General features: G+C 40.1%; 18 protein-coding genes and 1 other RNA gene. 15 read left to right on the top strand and 4 right to left on the bottom strand.

Going from position 1 to position 19,303, the window contains the following annotated elements; translation table 11 throughout:
* Positions 1-43: 43 nt before the first annotated feature.
* The 3 genes from tpiA to eno all read left to right on the top strand — a co-directional run bounded on the left by tpiA (position 44) and on the right by eno (position 3,800).
* Positions 44-805 (top strand): triose-phosphate isomerase, encoded by a 762-nt coding sequence (gene tpiA / locus CZ487_RS23085; RefSeq protein ID WP_077215437.1) that lies wholly within the window; start codon positions 44-46, stop codon positions 803-805.
* Positions 798-2,342, top strand: a complete 1,545-nt coding sequence (gene gpmI, locus CZ487_RS23080; protein WP_077214728.1) for a 2,3-bisphosphoglycerate-independent phosphoglycerate mutase — start codon at positions 798-800, stop codon at positions 2,340-2,342. The genes tpiA and gpmI overlap by 8 nt, the downstream gene beginning before the upstream one ends.
* Before the next feature lie 162 nt (positions 2,343-2,504).
* Positions 2,505-3,800, top strand: a complete 1,296-nt coding sequence (gene eno, locus CZ487_RS23075) for a phosphopyruvate hydratase (protein WP_077214727.1) — start codon at positions 2,505-2,507, stop codon at positions 3,798-3,800.
* Between the two features lie 154 nt (positions 3,801-3,954).
* On the opposite strand, the gene CZ487_RS23070 is transcribed toward eno, so the two are convergent.
* Positions 3,955-4,926 (bottom strand): nuclease-related domain-containing protein, encoded by a 972-nt coding sequence (locus CZ487_RS23070; RefSeq protein WP_077214726.1) that lies wholly within the window; start codon positions 4,924-4,926, stop codon positions 3,955-3,957.
* A 131-nt stretch (positions 4,927-5,057) separates the two neighbouring features.
* Between CZ487_RS23070 and secG the strand changes: the two genes are divergently transcribed.
* From secG to ssrA, 5 genes are all read left to right on the top strand, one after another.
* Positions 5,058-5,288: a preprotein translocase subunit SecG gene (gene secG / locus CZ487_RS23065; RefSeq protein WP_077214725.1), complete on the top strand. Its 231-nt coding sequence runs from the start codon at positions 5,058-5,060 to the stop codon at positions 5,286-5,288.
* Positions 5,289-5,411: 123 nt separating this feature from the next.
* Complete coding sequence (locus CZ487_RS23060) at positions 5,412-6,158, top strand: alpha/beta hydrolase (RefSeq protein ID WP_077214724.1); 747 nt, start codon at positions 5,412-5,414, stop codon at positions 6,156-6,158.
* Positions 6,159-6,188: 30 nt separating this feature from the next.
* Positions 6,189-8,531: a ribonuclease R gene (gene rnr, locus CZ487_RS23055; RefSeq protein ID WP_077214723.1), complete on the top strand. Its 2,343-nt coding sequence runs from the start codon at positions 6,189-6,191 to the stop codon at positions 8,529-8,531.
* Positions 8,532-8,660: 129 nt separating this feature from the next.
* A complete protein-coding gene (gene smpB, locus CZ487_RS23050) occupies positions 8,661-9,128 on the top strand; it encodes an SsrA-binding protein SmpB (RefSeq protein ID WP_077214722.1) in 468 nt (155 codons plus the stop codon).
* Positions 9,129-9,294: 166 nt separating this feature from the next.
* Positions 9,295-9,631, top strand: a transfer-messenger RNA (tmRNA) gene (gene ssrA, locus CZ487_RS23045).
* Positions 9,632-9,957: 326 nt separating this feature from the next.
* On the opposite strand, the gene CZ487_RS23040 is transcribed toward ssrA, so the two are convergent.
* Positions 9,958-10,365 (bottom strand): LAGLIDADG family homing endonuclease, encoded by a 408-nt coding sequence (locus tag CZ487_RS23040; protein WP_077214721.1) that lies wholly within the window; start codon positions 10,363-10,365, stop codon positions 9,958-9,960.
* Positions 10,366-10,707: 342 nt separating this feature from the next.
* Positions 10,708-11,124, bottom strand: coding sequence for a hypothetical protein (locus CZ487_RS23035; protein ID WP_077214720.1), 417 nt, complete (start codon positions 11,122-11,124; stop codon positions 10,708-10,710).
* A 168-nt stretch (positions 11,125-11,292) separates the two neighbouring features.
* On the opposite strand from CZ487_RS23035, the gene CZ487_RS23030 reads away from it, so the two are divergent.
* Complete coding sequence (locus CZ487_RS23030; RefSeq protein WP_077214719.1) at positions 11,293-12,054, top strand: hypothetical protein; 762 nt, start codon at positions 11,293-11,295, stop codon at positions 12,052-12,054.
* Positions 12,055-12,111: 57 nt separating this feature from the next.
* On the opposite strand, the gene CZ487_RS23025 is transcribed toward CZ487_RS23030, so the two are convergent.
* Complete coding sequence (locus CZ487_RS23025) at positions 12,112-12,936, bottom strand: hypothetical protein (RefSeq protein WP_077214718.1); 825 nt, start codon at positions 12,934-12,936, stop codon at positions 12,112-12,114.
* 145 nt (positions 12,937-13,081) lie between these two features.
* On the opposite strand from CZ487_RS23025, the gene CZ487_RS23020 reads away from it, so the two are divergent.
* From CZ487_RS23020 to CZ487_RS22995, 6 genes are read left to right on the top strand one after another with little or no spacing between them, the layout of a single operon-like run.
* Positions 13,082-13,501 carry a hypothetical protein gene (locus tag CZ487_RS23020; protein WP_139339603.1) on the top strand — a complete coding sequence of 140 codons (420 nt, stop codon included), beginning with the start codon at positions 13,082-13,084 and terminating at the stop codon, positions 13,499-13,501.
* Between the two features lie 19 nt (positions 13,502-13,520).
* On the top strand, positions 13,521-13,985 hold the full coding sequence (locus CZ487_RS23015) for a hypothetical protein (RefSeq protein ID WP_077214717.1): 465 nt from the start codon (positions 13,521-13,523) through the stop codon (positions 13,983-13,985).
* Between the two features lie 24 nt (positions 13,986-14,009).
* The gene (locus CZ487_RS23010) at positions 14,010-14,816 is read left to right on the top strand and encodes a hypothetical protein (RefSeq protein ID WP_077214716.1); all 807 of its coding nucleotides are present in this window, start codon (positions 14,010-14,012) and stop codon (positions 14,814-14,816) included.
* Between the two features lie 31 nt (positions 14,817-14,847).
* Positions 14,848-15,231 (top strand): hypothetical protein, encoded by a 384-nt coding sequence (locus tag CZ487_RS23005; protein WP_084783357.1) that lies wholly within the window; start codon positions 14,848-14,850, stop codon positions 15,229-15,231.
* Between the two features lie 43 nt (positions 15,232-15,274).
* Entirely contained in the window at positions 15,275-15,583 is a 309-nt protein-coding gene (locus CZ487_RS23000) for a hypothetical protein (RefSeq protein WP_077214715.1), read from the top strand.
* A gap of 17 nt (positions 15,584-15,600) precedes the next feature.
* A complete protein-coding gene (locus tag CZ487_RS22995; RefSeq protein ID WP_077214714.1) occupies positions 15,601-19,275 on the top strand; it encodes a multicopper oxidase domain-containing protein in 3,675 nt (1,224 codons plus the stop codon).
* Positions 19,276-19,303: the final 28 nt, after the last annotated feature.

Genomic DNA, 19,303 nt, shown 5'->3' with positions numbered 1-19,303 from the left:
ACTTTACGTCTTAGAAAATGCATTCATGAAAGGACTGATACTTTTGCGTAAACCAATCATTGCAGGAAACTGGAAAATGCACAAAACTCTATCGGAAGCAAAAAGCTTTTTAAGCGAGGTGAAGGGACTCGTTCCTTCAGCTGATAAAATTGAATCGGTTGTTTGTGCTCCTGCTTTATTTTTAGAATCATTAGTGGAGATTGCAAAAGAATATGATATTGAAATTGGTGCCCAGAACATGCACTTTGAAGAAAGCGGTGCTTTTACAGGTGAAATCAGCCCGGTGGCACTGGCGGATTTAGGTGTAAAATATGTGATCCTTGGTCATTCTGAACGCCGTGAGATGTTTAATGAAACAGATGACGCGGTGAATAAAAAGACGATGGCGGCATTTAAACATGGTCTTATCCCGATCGTTTGCTGTGGGGAAACGTTAGAGGAGCGCGAGAGCGGGAAGACAAATGAGCTTGTTGGTGAACAGGTACGCAAGGCGTTAACGGCGCTGACAGATGAGCAAGTGAAGCAAACGGTGATTGCGTATGAACCGATTTGGGCAATTGGAACGGGAAAATCATCTTCAGCCCTAGATGCTAATGAGGTTTGTGCTCATATCCGTCAAGTGATTGCAGAACAATTTTCTGAAGAGGTTGCTAGTGCAGTCCGCATTCAGTATGGAGGCAGTGTCAAGCCTGAAAATATTAAAGAGTATATGGGACAGCCAGATATTGACGGTGCGCTTGTGGGCGGTGCAAGTTTGGAACCTGCAAGTTTTGTGAAATTATTGGAGGCAGGACAGAATGGGTAAAAGTCCAGTTGCATTAATTATTTTAGATGGCTTTGCTTTTAGAGATGAGAAAAAAGGGAACGCGGTTGCGCAAGCGAATAAACCAAATTTTGATCGTTATTGGGGAAAATATCCCCATTCAACGTTGACAGCATCCGGTGAAGCAGTTGGCTTGCCTGAAGGACAAATGGGGAATTCAGAAGTGGGTCACTTGAACATCGGTGCTGGGCGAATCGTATACCAAAGCTTAACAAGAGTAAATATTGCAATTCGCGAAGGACATTTTGAAAAAAATGAAACCTTTATTGATGCGATGGAACATGTGAAAAAGAATGGCACAAATCTTCACCTTTTTGGTCTTTTGTCTGATGGAGGTGTGCATAGCCATGTCCAGCATTTATATGCGCTGCTTCGTCTAGCGGCTGAATCCGGTGTCAAGAATGTCTATGTTCATGGATTTTTAGATGGTCGTGATGTGGGCCCGCAAACGGCAGGCTCATATATAAAAGAAACAATGGACAAAATGAAGGAGTATGGCATCGGGGAATTTGCGACGATTTCCGGTCGTTATTACTCTATGGACCGAGACAAGCGCTGGGAACGTGTCGAAAAGTCGTACCGTGCCATGGTTTATGGTGAGGGTCCGTCATATACAAATCCGTTAGATGTGATTGATGACTCATATAATAACGGCATCTACGATGAGTTCGTCCTTCCGTCTGTTATTAAAAAAGAAAATGGCGAGCCTGTCGCTACGATTCAGGACAATGACGCTGTCATTTTCTATAACTTCCGTCCAGACCGGGCGATTCAAATTTCGAACACATTTACGAATGAGGATTTCCGTTCATTTGATCGTGGACCAGGACATCCTAATAAACTACATTTCGTCTGTTTAACGCATTTCAGTGAGTCTGTAGATGGTTACGTTGCTTTTAAACCATCAAACTTAGATAACACGATCGGGGAAGTGCTGTCTCAGAATGGTTTGACTCAGCTGCGAATTGCGGAAACAGAGAAATATCCTCATGTCACCTTCTTCATGAGCGGTGGGCGTGAAGCGGAGTTTCCGGGAGAGAAGAGAATACTCATTAATTCTCCAAAGGTTGCTACATATGATTTACAGCCTGAAATGAGTGCTTATGAAGTAACAGATGCGCTTGTGAAGGAAATTGAAAATGATAATTTTGATGCAATTATTTTAAACTTTGCTAATCCTGATATGGTTGGACATTCAGGGATGCTTGAGCCTACCATTAAAGCAGTGGAAACAGTGGATGAATGTCTAGGCCGAATTGTTGATTTGATTGTTTCAAAGGGCGGCGCCGCGATTATTACTGCAGACCACGGCAACGCAGATGAAGTCATTACCATTGAAGGCAATCCAATGACAGCACACACAACAAACCCAGTGCCTGTTATTGTGACAAAAGAAGGACTGGAGCTTCGCGATGGCGGGATCCTCGGGGACCTTGCTCCAACCATGCTCGATTTACTAAATGTAAATAAACCTGCTGAAATGACTGGTACTAGTTTGATAAAAAGCTCTGATAATTAACAAAATTTATCGTTCGTAATATAACGGAACGATGGTCCCTGTAACGTGCCTTTATTTTAAAAAAATAACAGCACGTGGAAGGGGGCATCGTGGAGTGGTACAACTACAATATTCATTACAAAGCCTAATAAAATAATCATATTTTGAAGGAGAGAATAAATTATGCCTTATATTCAATATGTCTATGCTCGTGAAGTACTTGATTCCCGCGGTAATCCTACAGTTGAGGTTGAAGTGTTAACAGAGTCTGGTTACTTTGGCCGTGCTTTAGTTCCATCTGGAGCTTCAACTGGCGAACATGAAGCTGTCGAACTTCGTGACGGTGACAAAGATCGTTACCTTGGAAAAGGCGTTTTAAAAGCAGTTGAAAATGTAAACAACATCATCGCTGAAGAGCTAATCGGCTTAGATGTAACAGATCAAGTGGGAATTGACCGCTTAATGATCGAATTAGACGGAACTGAAAACAAAAGCAAATTAGGTGCAAACGCCATTCTTGGTGTGTCAATGGCTTGTGCACATGCTGCAGCAGACTTTGTTGGTCTTCCATTATACCGCTACCTTGGCGGATTCAATGCGAAGCAGCTGCCAACTCCAATGATGAACATCATCAACGGCGGTTCACACGCAGACAACAACGTGGACTTCCAAGAGTTCATGATCATGCCTGTTGGAGCTCCTTCTTTTAAAGAAGCAATTCGCATGGGTGCTGAAGTATTCCATAACTTGAAGAAAGTTCTTGCTGGTAAAGGGTTAAACACAGCAGTAGGGGATGAAGGTGGATTTGCGCCAAACCTTGGTTCTAACCGTGAAGCTCTTGAAGTAATTATGGAAGCGATCCGTGCTGCAGGTTATGAGCCAGGTAAAGACATCTATCTTGCAATGGACGTTGCTTCTTCTGAATTCTATAACAAAGAAACGAGCAAATATGATCTTGCTGGCGAAGGCCGTACTGGCTTATCTTCAGAAGATATGGTTACATTCTACGAGCAGCTTGTTAATGAATTCCCGATCATCTCAATTGAAGATGGTCTTGACGAAAACGACTGGGAAGGTCACAAGCTTCTTACAGACCGTCTTGGTAAAAAAGTTCAACTTGTTGGAGACGATTTATTCGTAACGAACACGAAGAAGCTTTCTCAAGGAATTGAGCAGGGCGTGGGCAACTCCATCCTAATCAAAGTGAACCAAATCGGTACTTTAACAGAAACGTTTGATGCGATCGAAATGGCGAAGCGCGCTGGATACACAGCTGTTGTTTCTCACCGCTCTGGTGAAACAGAAGATGCGACAATCGCTGACATTGCGGTTGCAACAAACGCTGGTCAAATCAAGACTGGCTCAATGTCTCGTACAGACCGTATCGCGAAGTACAACCAACTTCTTCGCATCGAAGACGAACTTGGCGACCAAGCAAGATACGATGGCTTGAAAAGCTTTTATAATTTAGATAAGTAAGTTAGTTTTGGAGGGTGCCTTCGCGGAATGCGTTGGCGCCTTTTTTTGTTGAGTTACGGAAATAATGTGTATTCTTACGGATAAAATGCAAAAGTTACGGATATAACCGAATACTTACGGATAAATGCAAAAAGTTACGGATATATCGATTTTCTTACGGATATATCGTCGGTCGATGATAAATTCGTCCTTTTTTTGTACCAGAATGGGGTAAATTCATCGTTCTTAGAAGATTGGTTGCTGTGTCAGGATCGGATAAATGCAGAAAGCTTCTAAATTCTTGATTGGTTATCGTTTTATCGATCAAAAGAAAATAATCCCCCACCGCCTTAACATGCGCATCTTTACTTTTCCCGCCGCATTTTGGGCAAATCCATGTACCATAGCCACGTTCCATCCCGAAAAAGCCACAATCTAAACATTGAACCCCTGTCCTAATATCAGAGGGAACCAGTCCAAACCGATCAAGGATATCCCCATCCTCCGGAACATCACTTTTCAACAAAGATTTCCCTAATTTACGTAAGTTTTTTTCATCAAAACATTCACTATGGTATTTGGAACCTAACTCTTCAACTCTTTCGACAATTAATTGGCTGTGCACGACGCGTTTTAGAACCTCTCGATTCCTAGGGTTTGCTTTAAGAATGGTAGATGGACTGGCGAATACGACGAGGTATTCAATTGGATATGAGGGAAAATGGTGAAGTCGAAGCCAGTCCTGTAATTGACGCTGGTGCCATCTGGCTTGGGCGAGGGGATCTGGGAAGCCTTCATCTTGTTCATTGGCATTGCGAGTAAGCTGCTGGAAGTTTTCATCAAAATAAACGGTGCCATAATAATTTTTGCACTCAAGGATCATCGCAAAGCAGTGCGTTAATAATAAGTAATCAATCTGAAAATGGTATTTTCCACTGGGGAGGCGGAGGTTGTGAAGTACGACATAGCCTTCTTTTGAGAGGTGGTCCATATAATAGGCAGCAGCTTTTTCACCTTTAAATCCAGATAATTGTTTAACGAGCCTTTGCCTGATGTCGGGCAGCTTAGGGTGTTCTGCCAAAATCCGCGTTACCAGTGCTTCCAGTTTATGAATATGAATTGGTTTGGTAAGCTCTTTTAAAATCACCGCAATCACTCCTTTCGAAACTATATTTCGACATGCTCCGCCAAATTCCTCTACATATAATTGTTGTGATACAATATCAACTATGATAAAATTAATCTTACTGTGAATGTTCGTTTATGGAGGTGGACTTTATGTATGCATTATTTGTAACGTTACTAGTGATTGTTTCAATCGCGTTAATTGTTGTCGTATTACTTCAATCAGGAAAAAGCGCAGGTCTTACCGGTGCCATCTCTGGGGGAGCGGAACAACTATTCGGCAAGCAAAAGGCACGTGGACTTGACCTTGTTCTCCACCGTCTTACGATTGTCTTATCCGTTCTATTCTTCATCTTAACGATTATCGTTGCTTACTTCTTATAGAACATACAAACCTGGCCTTTGAGGGTCAGGTTTTTTTCGTCTTTCGAGAATCGTATTAGTGGATTGATAGAAGGGACATTGTTTAAACTAAATACAGCAACTAGAAAAAGGAGTTTATACATAATGAAAATTACCTTACCAAAGCCATTTACATTTGAAAGGGGAAAGAGAGCTGTGCTATTTCTGCATGGTTTTACAGGGAATAGTGCAGATTGCCGTATGCTGGCACGCTTTTTAGAAAAGAAAGGCTACACCTGTCATGGAATTCAATATAAAGGACATGGTGCGCCGCCAGAAGAGCTGGTTCAGACAGGACCAGAAGATTGGTGGAAGGACGTGATGGAAGGCTATAATTTTTTAAAAAATAAAGGCTATACCGAAATAGCAGCCGTGGGTCTTTCGCTAGGTGGCGTATTTTCTTTAAAATTGGGTTACACTGTACCTATAAAGGGAATTGTACCGATGTGTGCCCCCATGTACATAAAGAGTGAAGAAGTTATGTATCAAGGAGTTCTCGAATTTGCCCGTGAATATAAAAAGCGCGAAGGAAAAGATCCAGAGCAAATAGAACAAGAAATGGACGAGTTTCAAAAAACTCCAATGAACACATTGAAATCACTTCAAGATTTGATAGCTGATGTCAGAGATCATGTCGATCATGTATATGCTCCAACCTTTGTGGTTCAAGGCAGACACGATAAAATGATCAATCCGGACAGTGCCAATATTATTTACAACGAAATTGAATCAGAGGTAAAGGAACTGAAATGGTATGAAGAATCAGGCCATGTCATTACCTTCGATCAAGAAAAAGATCAGCTGCATGAGGATGTTTATCAGTTTTTAGAAAAACTTGATTGGGAACAATAAGATAAAAAATTAGTAAAAGGAGGGGTTATGTTGGAAGAAAATATTCAACAGCATATTGATAAGCTCCTGCATTATATGGAAGATGAAGCATACAAACCATTAACCGTACAGGAGCTAGAGAAAGCATTTGGCATAGAAGACTCCGCGGACTTTAAGGATTTTGTAAAAGCATTAGTGATTATGGAAGAAAAGGGGTACGTCGTCAGGACGAGAAGCAACCGCTATGGACTTCCGGAAAAAATGAACTTAATTCGCGGGAAGCTGACAGGGCATTCTAAAGGATTTGCGTTTGTCATTCCGGACGAACCGGGAATGGATGATATTTTTATCCCGCCAAATGAAACGAATAATGCGATGCATGGAGACACGGTGTTAGCTCGTGTATCAACAGAAACTTCGGGACAAAGACGGGAAGGAACGGTTGTCCGCATTATTGAGCGGGGAATCCAGCAAATCGTTGGAACCTACACAGAAAGCAAACACTTCGGCTTTGTCATCCCTGATGATAAAAAGTTTACGAGTGACATCTTTATTCCAAAGGCAGCTTCTGCTGGAGCAGTAGAAGGACATAAGGTTGTCGTAAAATTAACCACTTATCCTGAAGGGCGTAAAAGTGCCGAAGGAGAAGTTATTGAAATACTAGGACATAAAAATGATCCGGGTGTTGATATTCTTTCGGTCATTCATAAGCATGGATTGCCAGGCCCGTTTCCTGATGATGTCATTCAGCAAGCAAATGAAACACCTGATGAGATCGATGAAAGTGAAATCGAAAATCGCCGTGATTTAAGAGACCAAACAATTGTGACGATTGATGGTGCAGATGCCAAGGACTTGGATGATGCGGTAACGGTCACGAAGCTTGATAATGGAAACTATAAATTAGGTGTTCACATTGCGGATGTTTCCTATTATGTAAGAGAAGAAACGCCGATCGACCGGGAAGCGGCTGACCGCGGAACGAGTGTCTACTTAGTGGACCGTGTTATTCCGATGATTCCGCACCGTTTATCAAATGGAATTTGTTCTTTAAATCCGAAGGTGAATCGCTTAACGTTATCCTGTGAAATGGAAATTTCGCCGGAAGGTCAAGTGGTTAACCATGAAATTTTCCAAAGTGTGATCAAAACAACGGAAAGAATGACGTATCATGATGTGAATAAGATTCTTACAGAACAAGATGAGGAATTGATCAAACGTTACGAACCGTTAGTGCCGATGTTCCAGCTCATGGAAGAGTTGGCGGCTATTTTACGTAAAAAACGGATGACACGCGGTGCGATTGATTTTGATTTTAAAGAAGCTAAGGTTCTTGTTGATGAGGAAGGAAAGCCGCAAGACGTTGTGATTAGAGAACGGTCTGTTGCTGAACGTCTCATCGAGGAATTTATGCTGGCAGCAAATGAAACGGTTGCTGAGCATTTCCATTGGCTGGATGTCCCATTCATCTACCGTGTTCATGAAGATCCGAAAGAAGATAAGCTAAGAAGATTTTTCGAGTTCATTACAAATTTCGGTTACATTGTAAGGGGAACTGCGAATTCGGTTCATCCGCGGGCACTTCAGGAAATCATTGAGGAAGTTCAAGGGAAGCCGGAGGAAATGGTTGTTTCCACTGTGATGTTAAGATCGATGCAAAAAGCGAAATATGATCCAGAAAGTCTAGGACATTACGGTTTATCTGCTGAATTTTATACGCATTTCACGTCACCGATTCGCCGTTATCCTGACTTAATTGTTCATCGTTTAATCCGTACGTATTTAATCGAAGGAAAATTAGATGAAAGTACGAGGGAAAAATGGAACGCTAGACTGCCTGAGATTGCTGACCATACTTCAAAAATGGAACGCAGAGCAGTTGATGCGGAACGTGAAACAGATGAACTGAAGAAAGCCGAATATATGGCTGATAAAATTGGTGAAGAATACGACGGTATCATTAGTTCTGTTACCAACTTCGGTATGTTTGTAGAGCTTCCGAATACGATTGAAGGTTTAGTTCACGTCTCTTATATGACAGATGATTATTATCGCTATGATGAGCGTAACTATGCGATGGTAGGAGAAAGAACGGCAAAAGTATTCCGGATTGGTGATGAGATCACCGTTCGTGTTGTCAATGTGAATAAAGATGAGCGCTCGATTGATTTTGAAGTAGTTGGAATGAAGGGCAGCCGTCCGCGTAATACAGAAGGTCCAGCGAAGATTTTTAAAACGGGTAGCACCGAGAAAAAACCTCGCAAAGGAAAGTCAGGTCAACCTGCTAAGGGCGGAGGAAAAGACGGCGGTAAAGGCTCTGGAGGAAGTCCAAAGAAAAAGAAAAAGCATTTCGAGAATGCACCTAAAGCGAAGCGGAAAAAGAAGAAACGCTAAGGTGTTCGAAGGAGAGTCAAATCGGCTTTGGCTCTCCTTTTCCGAAGTGGTTAAGAGGCCCCTTCTTACAATTTGTAGCTCGCGGTAAAATTTGCTACAATAAGGTTCAGGATGTAAGGGGGAAAGTATATGCCAAAAGGCGCTGGTAAGGTTATTGCCCAAAATAAAAAAGCATATCATGATTATTTTGTTGAAGATACGTATGAATCCGGGATTGTTCTGCAAGGAACGGAAATCAAAGCAATACGTGCGGGCCGCGTCAATCTAAAGGATTCATATGCACAGATTAAAGGCGGCGAAGTGTTTCTTGTCGGGATGCATATCAGTCCATATGAACAAGGAAATCGCTATAATCATGATCCAGAACGGACACGAAAGCTTTTGCTTCATAAAAAAGAAATTGATAAGCTGACCGGGGAAACGAAAGTAACAGGTTATTCTCTTGTGCCATTAAAATTATATTTAAAAAATGGCTATGCAAAGGTTTTGCTTGGACTTGCAAAGGGTAAAAAGAATTATGACAAGCGGGAAGCATTGAAACAAAAAGAAGCAAAACGCGATATTGAACGCGCATTTCGTGATCGTCAGAAAATGTAGTGGATTTACAAAAGTTTACAATTGATTTGATGTTGTAATATGTTATAATAATATTTGTCAGCACGACTAACACACATAACTTATAGCTCATCTATTTCGAGCATTCCGTTTCATACCATGGACGATTGTGTGAAATACCACAGCGTACATTTTAACATGGGGACGCTACGGATTCGACAGGGGTAGTTCGAGCTTAGGTTGCGAGTCGAGGGGATCGGCCTCGTTAAAACGTCAAAGCCTATAACTGGCAAACAACAAAACAACTTCGCTTTAGCTGCCTAATAGCACTTTAGCGGTTCGCCCCTCCATCGCCCATGTGGTAGGGTAGCGGACTCACTCTTAGTGGGCTACGCCGGATTCCACCGTCTGAGGAAGAAGGAAGAGAACAACCAGACTAGCTAGCCGGCCGCCTGTCGGCAGGCAAAAGGACTAGCGAAACAAGAATATGTCGACTACACTCGTAGAAGCTTAAGTGGCGATATTTCTGGACGTGGGTTCGATTAGTAAATAGTCGCCTTGTGTGGTAACACATAAGTGAAAATTCGGCTTTATCGGTGAAACCTAAGTCACTTAAATGTGATAAGGCAATACCGAGCGGTATGTGGAGTAATCCAACAGCCGTGTATCGACTTATAGGCTGCCATCATGATGGTAGTACTAGGATGCAAAATATACTTGAGAATCAAGTAAATTTACATTTTGCATAACACGCCGAAGGACCTGTAAAAAAACAGGTTCAAGATATAGTCAGTGCCATGACGAAAGCATGGAAGATCACGTCCCACCGTCTCCACCAAATACATATTTGGTGGTTTTTTATTTGTTTATTTTATATTTGAAAAAATTGTTCTTCGAAGGCCAATTTTTTCTGCAATAAGTCATGACTGTATTTTCCATTTCTCGGGGTTACTTTTTCATAATTCTCAAGTATCAATAAGGCTCGCTGTTTCTTTTTCTCAATTCGTAAAAAGTTAGAAATTTTTCTTAACAGATAAAAAACTGTATCTTTTTTTTTGATCATTAGTGAGTAGGAATTTTTATGTATATCTGGTTTATAGTTTTTCTTTTTTGTAATTGTGCCACCTGTTAGTGTTTGAATATAGTCTAAAAGTTCTTTATCGGTTGAAGCTATCGTAATACATGGCCGTCGGTATTCGTTTTCATGCATTCTGGTCAAAGTAACTGTTCCTTCTCCATCAATTATTCCAGCTAAATAGGCAGCTTCCCAGTTTTTCATAATAATTTCCTCTCCCGAATACTTTTTATAAATGCATTGATTAGATATTTTTATTTTAGAACAAATGTTCGTATTTTTCAATGAAAATTTTATCAGCAGGTATCTAATTTAAAACTGAATGACACTGTTTTAATAATAAGAATAAAAAAAGGGAGAAAACTTGGGAAGAGCTAGAAACAAAGTAAAAGTTATGCGATTGAGTAATAAGGAGAGACCGTTTGTCGTTTGAACTTACATTTTAAAAAGATAAAACTCCCATACCTAACCGGTTATGGGAGTTTTTAAGTTTGACGAGTGTATAAATAGAAAGCAATTTATGATAGAGAGTTATTACTCTTAGCATTACGGAACAAAACCATCTTCCTGTTGACGAATGGCATCTTGATGCGTCTTTTCTCCTCCCACTGCTTCGATAGCAGCACCAATTGATTGGAGCCAGTCTCCTGTGATGGCAGTTCTTTGACCAATTAATAGTGATGGAGTGTCTTCGGATAAAATTTGGTGAGACACACCGATTGCTTCTATTAATTGCCCAATGGCTTGAATCCAAACTCCATTCAGTATTTCAAGCGATCCAGGTTCTTCATCCTCTAAATAAAATAATTTCGTTACATTCACTGCTTCAGATATTAGTGCAAGGGCCTGGATCCAAACACTGGCTGCAATTTGTTGTTTTAATCTTAGAATTCTAGTTTCCTTATCCTCCGTTTTAGAAAATGATACGGAATTTGATTCCTGGTCTTTCTGTTCTTTCTTCAAAAGCACTCACTCCTTCTTACTGAGCTCCTTATTTATTAATATTCTACTAGGCTAATTTAGTTAAGTATTAAAGTTCCAAACACTTCAAATAGGCTTTCACCCCATTATTGAACACTCTAAATACTTTAGTCATATGTTAAATTAGTCCATGTTATAGGAGGGGAGAAAATGTATTTAAGGAAAGATATCAATAACTTATTAACAAATAGAGAACAGAATAAAGCTGGTCCAGATACCATGAGGTTTAAATATATTAAAGAGGATCCTTTAACTATCAAAGGGAAAATAGTTGATGTTGGAATTGATTTCGTTGAAATATTACAGGATGATCATCTTATAATAAGTGTTTTAACAGATAGGATTACACATATAAAATGGCCTGGCCAATGGGCTTCAGAAAGAGTATTACAATGTAAGCACCATGGAAATTGTCATTGTGTACAAATTGGGCGCTTATCAGATTTTAATGATCGTCGAGAGAAAAAAAGGAAAAAGGATAAGGAATTTCATCATAGTTGTAAAGGCTGTAATAAAACCCCTTGTCAATGTTATAGCAAAAATCACAGGGGCGTGAAACATACTAATAAACGTAAGAAATTTGATGAGTTAAGACACGACCATTGTCCTCAATGCCATCACGAGCACCGGGAAAAACACGACCGTTGTCCTCATTGCCATCACGAGCACCGAGAAAGGCACGACCACTGTCCTCATTGTCATGACGAACATGACCGAAGATATGATTACTCCGAACACTTTTACCATATGCGAAATAACCGCTGTTGTCATCAAAAATTCACATGTTTTTGTGACCATGCCATTCCGTTTTGCGATGAGCGATTTGAATTGCGGCTAGCTGGATTGAATGATGACTTAAAATTTAAGTTGTTACAGCATAAAGGATGTAAAGTTGAGATACAAATTGGTTAACGTCAAAAGCCTTCGGACCTTTCCGAAGGCTTCTGCTCATGATATCAATGTAAAGATTTATTGTACAATAGGATTTTGATTACAAATTAAATATTCTCTAGCAAGGAGTCCTCTTTCAATCTCAATATAACATAACTCATCAAAATCAATACCTTGTTTTTCGTGATCAATCTCCATTACTATTCTTCTTTTATTAACATTTATCAGTTTACCGTCTTTTTCCATTTTATGATTTTCGGATTTTACATAGATAAAACTGTCAACGTAGCTTTCAAGAAAAAGCTTCAATTTAAGCCCGAAAAATAAATTGAGTAAAAACGGACTTTTCGGCACAACCTTACCAAAATTGAAAGTAAGAGCTCTTCGCAGGCATGCGTCTATGTTAAGCAGCTCTTGCTCCCTTCGATTTTGTACTTTCTCCTTGAGCAGTCGTTTCATCTGTACTATTCGTTCAAAAGGAATCATAACAATATTCCCCACATCTGTTTGGATAATAATAAAATCTAATCCCGCGTCTGCCAGATGTCCTTTGATGGTTTGTGTTTCTTGATCTTCACCACAGTTTATCGTTACTAGGAAGCGGTGGTTTCTCAATTTTCTTAAGCTTTCCTGCATGGCCCTCAGGTTTTCCGAATCCCTCTCAACACCTAATGTAAGTAGAATTTCATTTGCTTCCTCAATACATTCGGTAATTTCAGCTAGCTCTTCCGGTGGAAACGAGCTATTAGCAGATGGGAATTTCGGCTGAGGAATTTGTTCAGGACATCTTAATGCTGAACAAAAAAAATCCCCATCATGTTCCCCTGAAATACATTCAGGACACCTAAACTCATTGAAACCGTCGACATTATTCTTCTCTCTAAAGAAACTTATTTTAGGCACACTCCTTTCCTAAATATATACCTAGTTTATGGGTGAACTACCCTTTTTGTCTGGGCGGTTAGGATGACAAAAAATAATAAATAGAATAATGACAAGCATTTGTCTAATAAAAATGAATCATAGGACATTCAAGAGGTGGTTAAGAATGCTGGCTGGATATCTGGGGTATCTTCTCTATGGAAATGTGTTGATACTTGTCTGCACGTATTTGTACCTGTTTCGGATTCGTAGGCTGATTGGATATCAGTTGGGCATGAATATTTCAAATATGGCCGGCGGTTTTATTGCCATTGTAACCGGGGTGATTTTGATATATCAGTTTCCGCTTAACTTCGTAGTCGTAACCATAATCACAACCTTAATTGGTGTGGCGGCTGGAGGTCTATTTGGCTCATTGTTCGATTATCAAACAATGTTAACTGGTTATGGCAATGGGTTAATGATGGGTATAATGGCACCAATGATTGGGGCAGCAGCAAAAAATAGTTATATTTTTTTAACTTTCCTGGAGGGGATCTTTCTTCTTTCTCTGTTCTTGTTGGTTCTGTCAGCCAAGCATACATAGATAGGAGGATGGATGCGAATTGACCATGTTTCTTATAAGTTTACTATGCCTTAATAGTTTTATAGGTTTCATGATTTATAAGATTTTTTATAAGAAAAGGAAATTATATGATGATCGGTTTGGAATGATTATGGCAATGAGCTGCAGTGGCATTCTGAGCTTGAATTTATCAATGATTGTACAGTTTTTATTTCCGGAGAATTTTTCCATAGTTATGATTATATCTGTTATTGTCTGCGGACTTATTGGAGTGCTGTTTGGCTCTTTAGTAAAATTCCAATCACTTTTAGCAGGTTTCTTTAATGGAATTGTAGGAGGCTTAATGGGAAATATGCTTGGATTAGTCATTAAGGATCCAAGTATATGCAGCTTACCGGCTGCCTATCTTACGAATATAAATCAAAACATGATGCTTTTTGGTGTATTCGGCACTTTTCTTGCTGGAGTTACAATTTTTTTTGTCTTTTATTCTTTAAAAGTCTAATCCAATGGAAAGGAGCATCATTTTGTGGAACAGAAAAAGGGTGATGAAAAGGGAAAAAGGCTTCACTTACATGAATACAGAAAAGAGCTGCTCGAAAGGGTGAAAAATGAAGAGAAAAAAGAGGATATTATTAATGAGTTCAATATAAAGAGGGGAAAAGGATTAACATCACCGACTACATCAACAACAACTGAGGAAACACGGTTGTTAATGGAATATATCGACCGTGCAAATATGTTTAATATTTCCAAGCATAATGAAAAAAGAGGAAAATATTTAAAGCTGAGAAAATTTTTTAAAGCAAAACGGAATCAGCAAATTGAGATTTATGCAAAATGCGGAAGTGAATCCATACACAAAGTCGGGAAAGTTAGTACCGTTGGCCGGGATTTTGTGATGATTACCAATCTCAAAGAACGAATGTGGATCCCTTATTCAATTATTGAAAGTGCTAATATTCCATTTGGCATACCGAACTATTCTAACACACATCAACATTTTCTTTATGACAATAATTTGCGTAATAAACTGATTCTGCAATTTGGTGAAACCGTTTCGAAGCGAAATCTTTTAATGCAGCAGTTTTTTGAGGAATCACTTCAGACTAACTTGGAAGCTTGGAAGGAAACGTGGGTGGTTGCTCACTTGAGAGGAGATGAAAAAAAGATTGGTAAAATACTAAGCTGTAAAGATAACAAACTAGCCCTTTCATTTTTTGGAGAGAGTAGTCATATTAATTTAATTGATTTGAAATACGTAGAAACAATTCGGATCATGACAATGTTTTCGTATTTATTTAAAAGATTTACAAAGGATAGCTCTCTTGGATAAATATTTTTCTATGAGTAAAGGAGGAGGCTATATGTCAAACGAAAAAAAAGACAATGAAAAGAAGGTAGATGAAAAACGGGTAATGGACGATGAACGATTTTTTGACGGTATGATACGGATAAATATAGCCAATGTTGAAGATCAATTGTTTGATGAATTGAATGGAATGATAGGTAAAAGTATTTTAGTCGTGACCAATTCAGATCAGTTAAATTTATTTGGCCAAACATTTCGTCCGATTTTTTGCGGAACGATCATAAGAGTGACACAAGGTGATGTTACATTATTCCCAGTAAACATAAAAATGATTAATGCTCCATTTTATCAATTTCCTACTCCATTAAGCATCCCGCTAGAAAAAATATCCCATTTTTCGCCTGACTTTGATTGTAATGACAGGATTCCACTTACGTGATCAGCTTGAACTCATCAAGAAAATGTAAGGAGGCTTCTTAACCATGGAACAAGACATTCGATTAACTGAGATTAGTTTACCATCCGTAAATGATATACATGATGAAGCACTTATAAATGAATTTGTGGCTGGAATCGGGAAAAATGTTTTAATCATGACTCCATCTTTTCCTTTTGTCTTTATTGGAAGAATTGTGGAAGTAGTTGGTGATGCTGTTGTAGTTGATGTAAAAGTGACAACGATCGGAGAACTTGAAAATAGATTATGGTATATCCATGCTCATCAGATAGAAGTTTTTTATATAGAACAAAAAGGAATGCCGAGAATACCGGAACTTAGAGATGATATTTAGGAAAAGGGAGAGTGCGTATGAAGAGATTTTATCATGTTGTTGCGATCCCAATTCGAATAGTATTAAACAATTTTGGTGACTACAATGAAACGGGCATGATGTACGTTTTGAAAGAAAATGAAGAGAAAGTGAAGGAAGCTGTTAAAAAGAATCCATTTACACCGGTAGACTTAGTGCAGCCTTTGTGTATTCGGGCGAATCAAGGTGACACCGTTGAAATATTATTTGAAAACAAGATTCATTATGCAACTGGAATGCACTTTCAAGAAGCAGACTATGATGTATTGAACTCAGATGGTGCAAATGTCGGTTTTAACCCAAATACATTGGCAGAGCCGGGTGAGAAAATCCTTTACCGTCTGCAATTTAATCATGAGGGAGTATCCATATTTACAGACTTGGGAAATCCTGACAGCAGTGATGAAGGAACAAGTATTAATGGATTATTTGGGTGCCTCTTTATTGAAAAACGAGGATCATGGTGGACAGACCCGGAAACTGGAGGACCGTTAAATAGCGGGATGTTTGCTGATGTACACCATCCATTTGCCCCTTCATTTCGTGAATATGCATTTATTTTCCATGATGAAATGTCAACAAAGGATATAACTGGAAATCGCCCGCTTGATCCTGTTACAAATCAGGAGAGAGAGTCTACACATGCGATTAGTTATCGTTACGAACCTGAACAAAATCGCAAGAGGCTGATTGAAGAAGGAGTAGTATGTCCTGATTGTGAGGGGGAAGAAGTCCATCATGATTCATGGGTGTTTGGCGATCCGGCAACACCAATTTTTCGAGGTTACCGGGGCGATCCGGCCAAATACAGATTAGTTCATGCAGGGGTCAAGGAAACTCATGTGTTCCATTACCATGCTCATAGCTTTTTTAGAGATCCCCTTAATACTGATTCGGATGTGTTTGATGCAATATCTGTTAGTCCACAATCGTGGTATACCATTGATACATTATATGGATTAGGATCCTTGGTAGGGGCATTTGGTGATTTCATTATCCATTGCCATTTGTATCCACATTTTGGTGTAGGGATGTGGGCAATCAACAGAGTGTTCGATACGCTTCAGGATGGCAGTCAGTGTTATCCGAATGGCGTTCCGATTAAAGCGCTGCAGCCTTTGCCTGACCGTCCGTGTCCACCTGCACCTACAAAGGAAAGACCGGGATTTCCTAATTTCATTCCAGGAAAAGTAGGCTGCAAGGCACCTCGTCCACCGCTTGGTGTTGTTGGGGGCAGGGGGCTTACGGAGCTTGAGAGAAATGCGGCTGTACCAACTGCAAGACCTGGAGCGGTGTTCACGGATCCATGTATCATCGAGGAGAATCCAGCCGTACAGGAGATAAATGTTTCCCTTATTGAACTTCCGCTTGTTTATAACCGTCAAGGATGGCATGACCCTAAAGGCAGAATTTATGTTCGCGACGAGGATTTAGAGGATGTTTTAGCTGGCAGAAAAGAACCAGAGCCTTTAATACTTCATATGAATGCCGGAACATGTTTATCTGTCAATTTTACAAATCGTCTCCCAGAAGTAGCAAGTGGAGATGCGTTTCAGCTTGTAACAAGAACCTATGAGACGTCTTTTCATGTTCACTTTGTCAAATTTGATGTATTGGTGAGTGATGGGGCCAATGTTGGCTGGAATTATGACTCCAGTGTACTGCCAGGTGAAACGATTCGCTATGAATACTTTGCTGATGTAGAGTTGAAAGCATGGTTTTTCCATGATCATTTATTTGCCAGTTATCATCAGCAGCATGGTGTATTTGGTTCCACTGTTGTTCATGGCAGATTTTCAAAGGTTCTGGATCCAAAAACGGGTGAAGAGGTGGAAGCAGGTGCACAAGTGACTGTTACACATCCTTTAATTCCAGATTACAGAGATTTTGCTTTGATGGTTCATGACTTTGCACTCCTTTTTGATAAAGATGGATGTCCTTTAAATCCACCTGAATTTCCAGGGTCTCAAGATGACCCAGGTTTATTTGCAGTAAATTATAAAAATGAACCGCTGCAATTCCGTTTAGGAAAGGATTGTGATCCAGCATATTCTTTTAGCTCCTTTGTAAATGACGATCCTGTGACACCGATCTTACATTGCTATGAGGGGGACCCCATTCGCATCCGTTTACTCCAAGGGGCACAGGAAGAATCACACAGCTTTAATGTACATGGTTTGAGGTGGAAAAAGGAGAGGCCTGATATTGAGACAGAGTTTCAATCTCAGGAACATATCGGCATTTCTGAATCATTCACATTTGATATGGAGGTTCCCAGATCAGGAGATTATCTTTGGACGTTTGAAACCGAAGAGGATCTATGGAATGGCTGCTGGGGGCTGATTCGTGCGTATGATGAAGAAGTCGATTTCCTAATCCCCTTGGAGGATCGCCCTTCTCCGCCGAAACGAACGAAACCATTACCAGTTTGTACAGGGAATCCCCCGCCGCCAGCAAAAAAAGTAGAGGTCGATGCACCTCTAAATGCACCTGTTAAAGTTTTTCATATTGCTGCCTTCCACGTCCCAATCCGCTATAGCAAATGGGGAGAACAAGATCCATATGGAATTATATTTGCACTAAAGGAAGATATGGATGAAATCCTTTCAGGAAAGAAGGAGCCAGTGCCTTTAATATTACGTGCTAATCAGGGAGACGTTGTCGAGGTTCATTTAACCAGTTTCCTAGAGTCTGAAAAATTCCCTTTCCCGGATGGAATTTGGCCGTACCCACCTGTAAAAGAACAAGCATTTTATCCGCCATCTGTTCGAATTTCATTACATCCGCAGCTTATTCAATATGACGTAAAATCCTCTGCAGGAGAAACAGTGGGGTTCAATCCTGATCAAACGGCTGGGCCAGGAGAAACGGTGACGTATCGATGGTATGTTGATGTTGCTGTAGGTGCCTGTGGAATGTGGGACATGGCGGATATTAGAAATCATAGATCACTAGGGACTTATGGGACGTTTATTGCTGAATCGAGAGGAACGCAAATATTAAACCCTAAAACACGTACTCCGGCCGTTATTACAAGTGAAAATGTCATATTAAACCATCCATTTTCGCCTGACAGAAGAGAGTTTGTGCTAGTTATGTACGATGGTGCCAGGTTGGTGGATAGAGATGGCTGTGTCATCATCGATCCCGTAGATGGTATTTTAACAGATGTTGATCCTGATGAACTTGATGATCTAGTAGATACGTATGATAATGGATCAAGAGGTTTTAACTATCGGACTGAGAGATTAATAAACCGCCTGAATGAACATCCTATCCTGAAGGATTTATTTAGCTCGAAGGTTCATGGGGATCCATCCACACCAGTATTTGAAGCATATCCTGGTGATCCGATAACGATTAGACTTGTGAATCCATCCGAACGCAGGCGTGCACATACCTTCCATTTACATGGTCATTATTGGAACACAGACGATAAGGATATTTTTTCTCAGGTCAAATCTATTGAGGATCACGTTGTGTTAGGGCATGCAAGGGATCTGCAATTGCACTACGGAGCAGGAAGTTTTTTCAATTTCCCTGGTGACTACATGTATCGTTCAGGCAATATACGCTGGGATATTGAACAAGGGATGTGGGGAATTATTCGAGTGCATAAAAATAAGCAAGTACATCTTCTTCCGTTAAAAAACTCTAATGCCAAGCTAAATTGAGGTGAAAAACTCCTTAATAAGGTGTGAA

The organism is Robertmurraya dakarensis (assembly GCF_900156875.1).
GTDB classification, from domain to species: domain Bacteria; phylum Bacillota; class Bacilli; order Bacillales; family Cytobacillaceae; genus Robertmurraya; species Robertmurraya dakarensis.
This window is presented reverse-complemented; position numbering and strand designations above follow the sequence as displayed.

Bases quoted from the DNA above. Each gene is read 5' to 3' on its own strand.
- CZ487_RS23060 (WP_077214724.1), top strand. From the start codon at position 5,412: ATGAAAATTACCTTACCAAAGCCATTTACATTTGAAAGGGGAAAGAGA.
- CZ487_RS22995 (WP_077214714.1), top strand. From the start codon at position 15,601: ATGAAGAGATTTTATCATGTTGTTGCGATCCCAATTCGAATAGTATTA.
- secG (WP_077214725.1), top strand. From the start codon at position 5,058: ATGTATGCATTATTTGTAACGTTACTAGTGATTGTTTCAATCGCGTTA.
- smpB (WP_077214722.1), top strand. From the start codon at position 8,661: ATGCCAAAAGGCGCTGGTAAGGTTATTGCCCAAAATAAAAAAGCATAT.
- CZ487_RS23040 (WP_077214721.1), bottom strand. From the start codon at position 10,365: ATGAAAAACTGGGAAGCTGCCTATTTAGCTGGAATAATTGATGGAGAA.
- CZ487_RS23030 (WP_077214719.1), top strand. From the start codon at position 11,293: ATGTATTTAAGGAAAGATATCAATAACTTATTAACAAATAGAGAACAG.
- CZ487_RS23000 (WP_077214715.1), top strand. From the start codon at position 15,275: ATGGAACAAGACATTCGATTAACTGAGATTAGTTTACCATCCGTAAAT.
- gpmI (WP_077214728.1), top strand. From the start codon at position 798: ATGGGTAAAAGTCCAGTTGCATTAATTATTTTAGATGGCTTTGCTTTT.
- eno (WP_077214727.1), top strand. From the start codon at position 2,505: ATGCCTTATATTCAATATGTCTATGCTCGTGAAGTACTTGATTCCCGC.
- CZ487_RS23020 (WP_139339603.1), top strand. From the start codon at position 13,082: ATGCTGGCTGGATATCTGGGGTATCTTCTCTATGGAAATGTGTTGATA.
- CZ487_RS23005 (WP_084783357.1), top strand. From the start codon at position 14,848: ATGTCAAACGAAAAAAAAGACAATGAAAAGAAGGTAGATGAAAAACGG.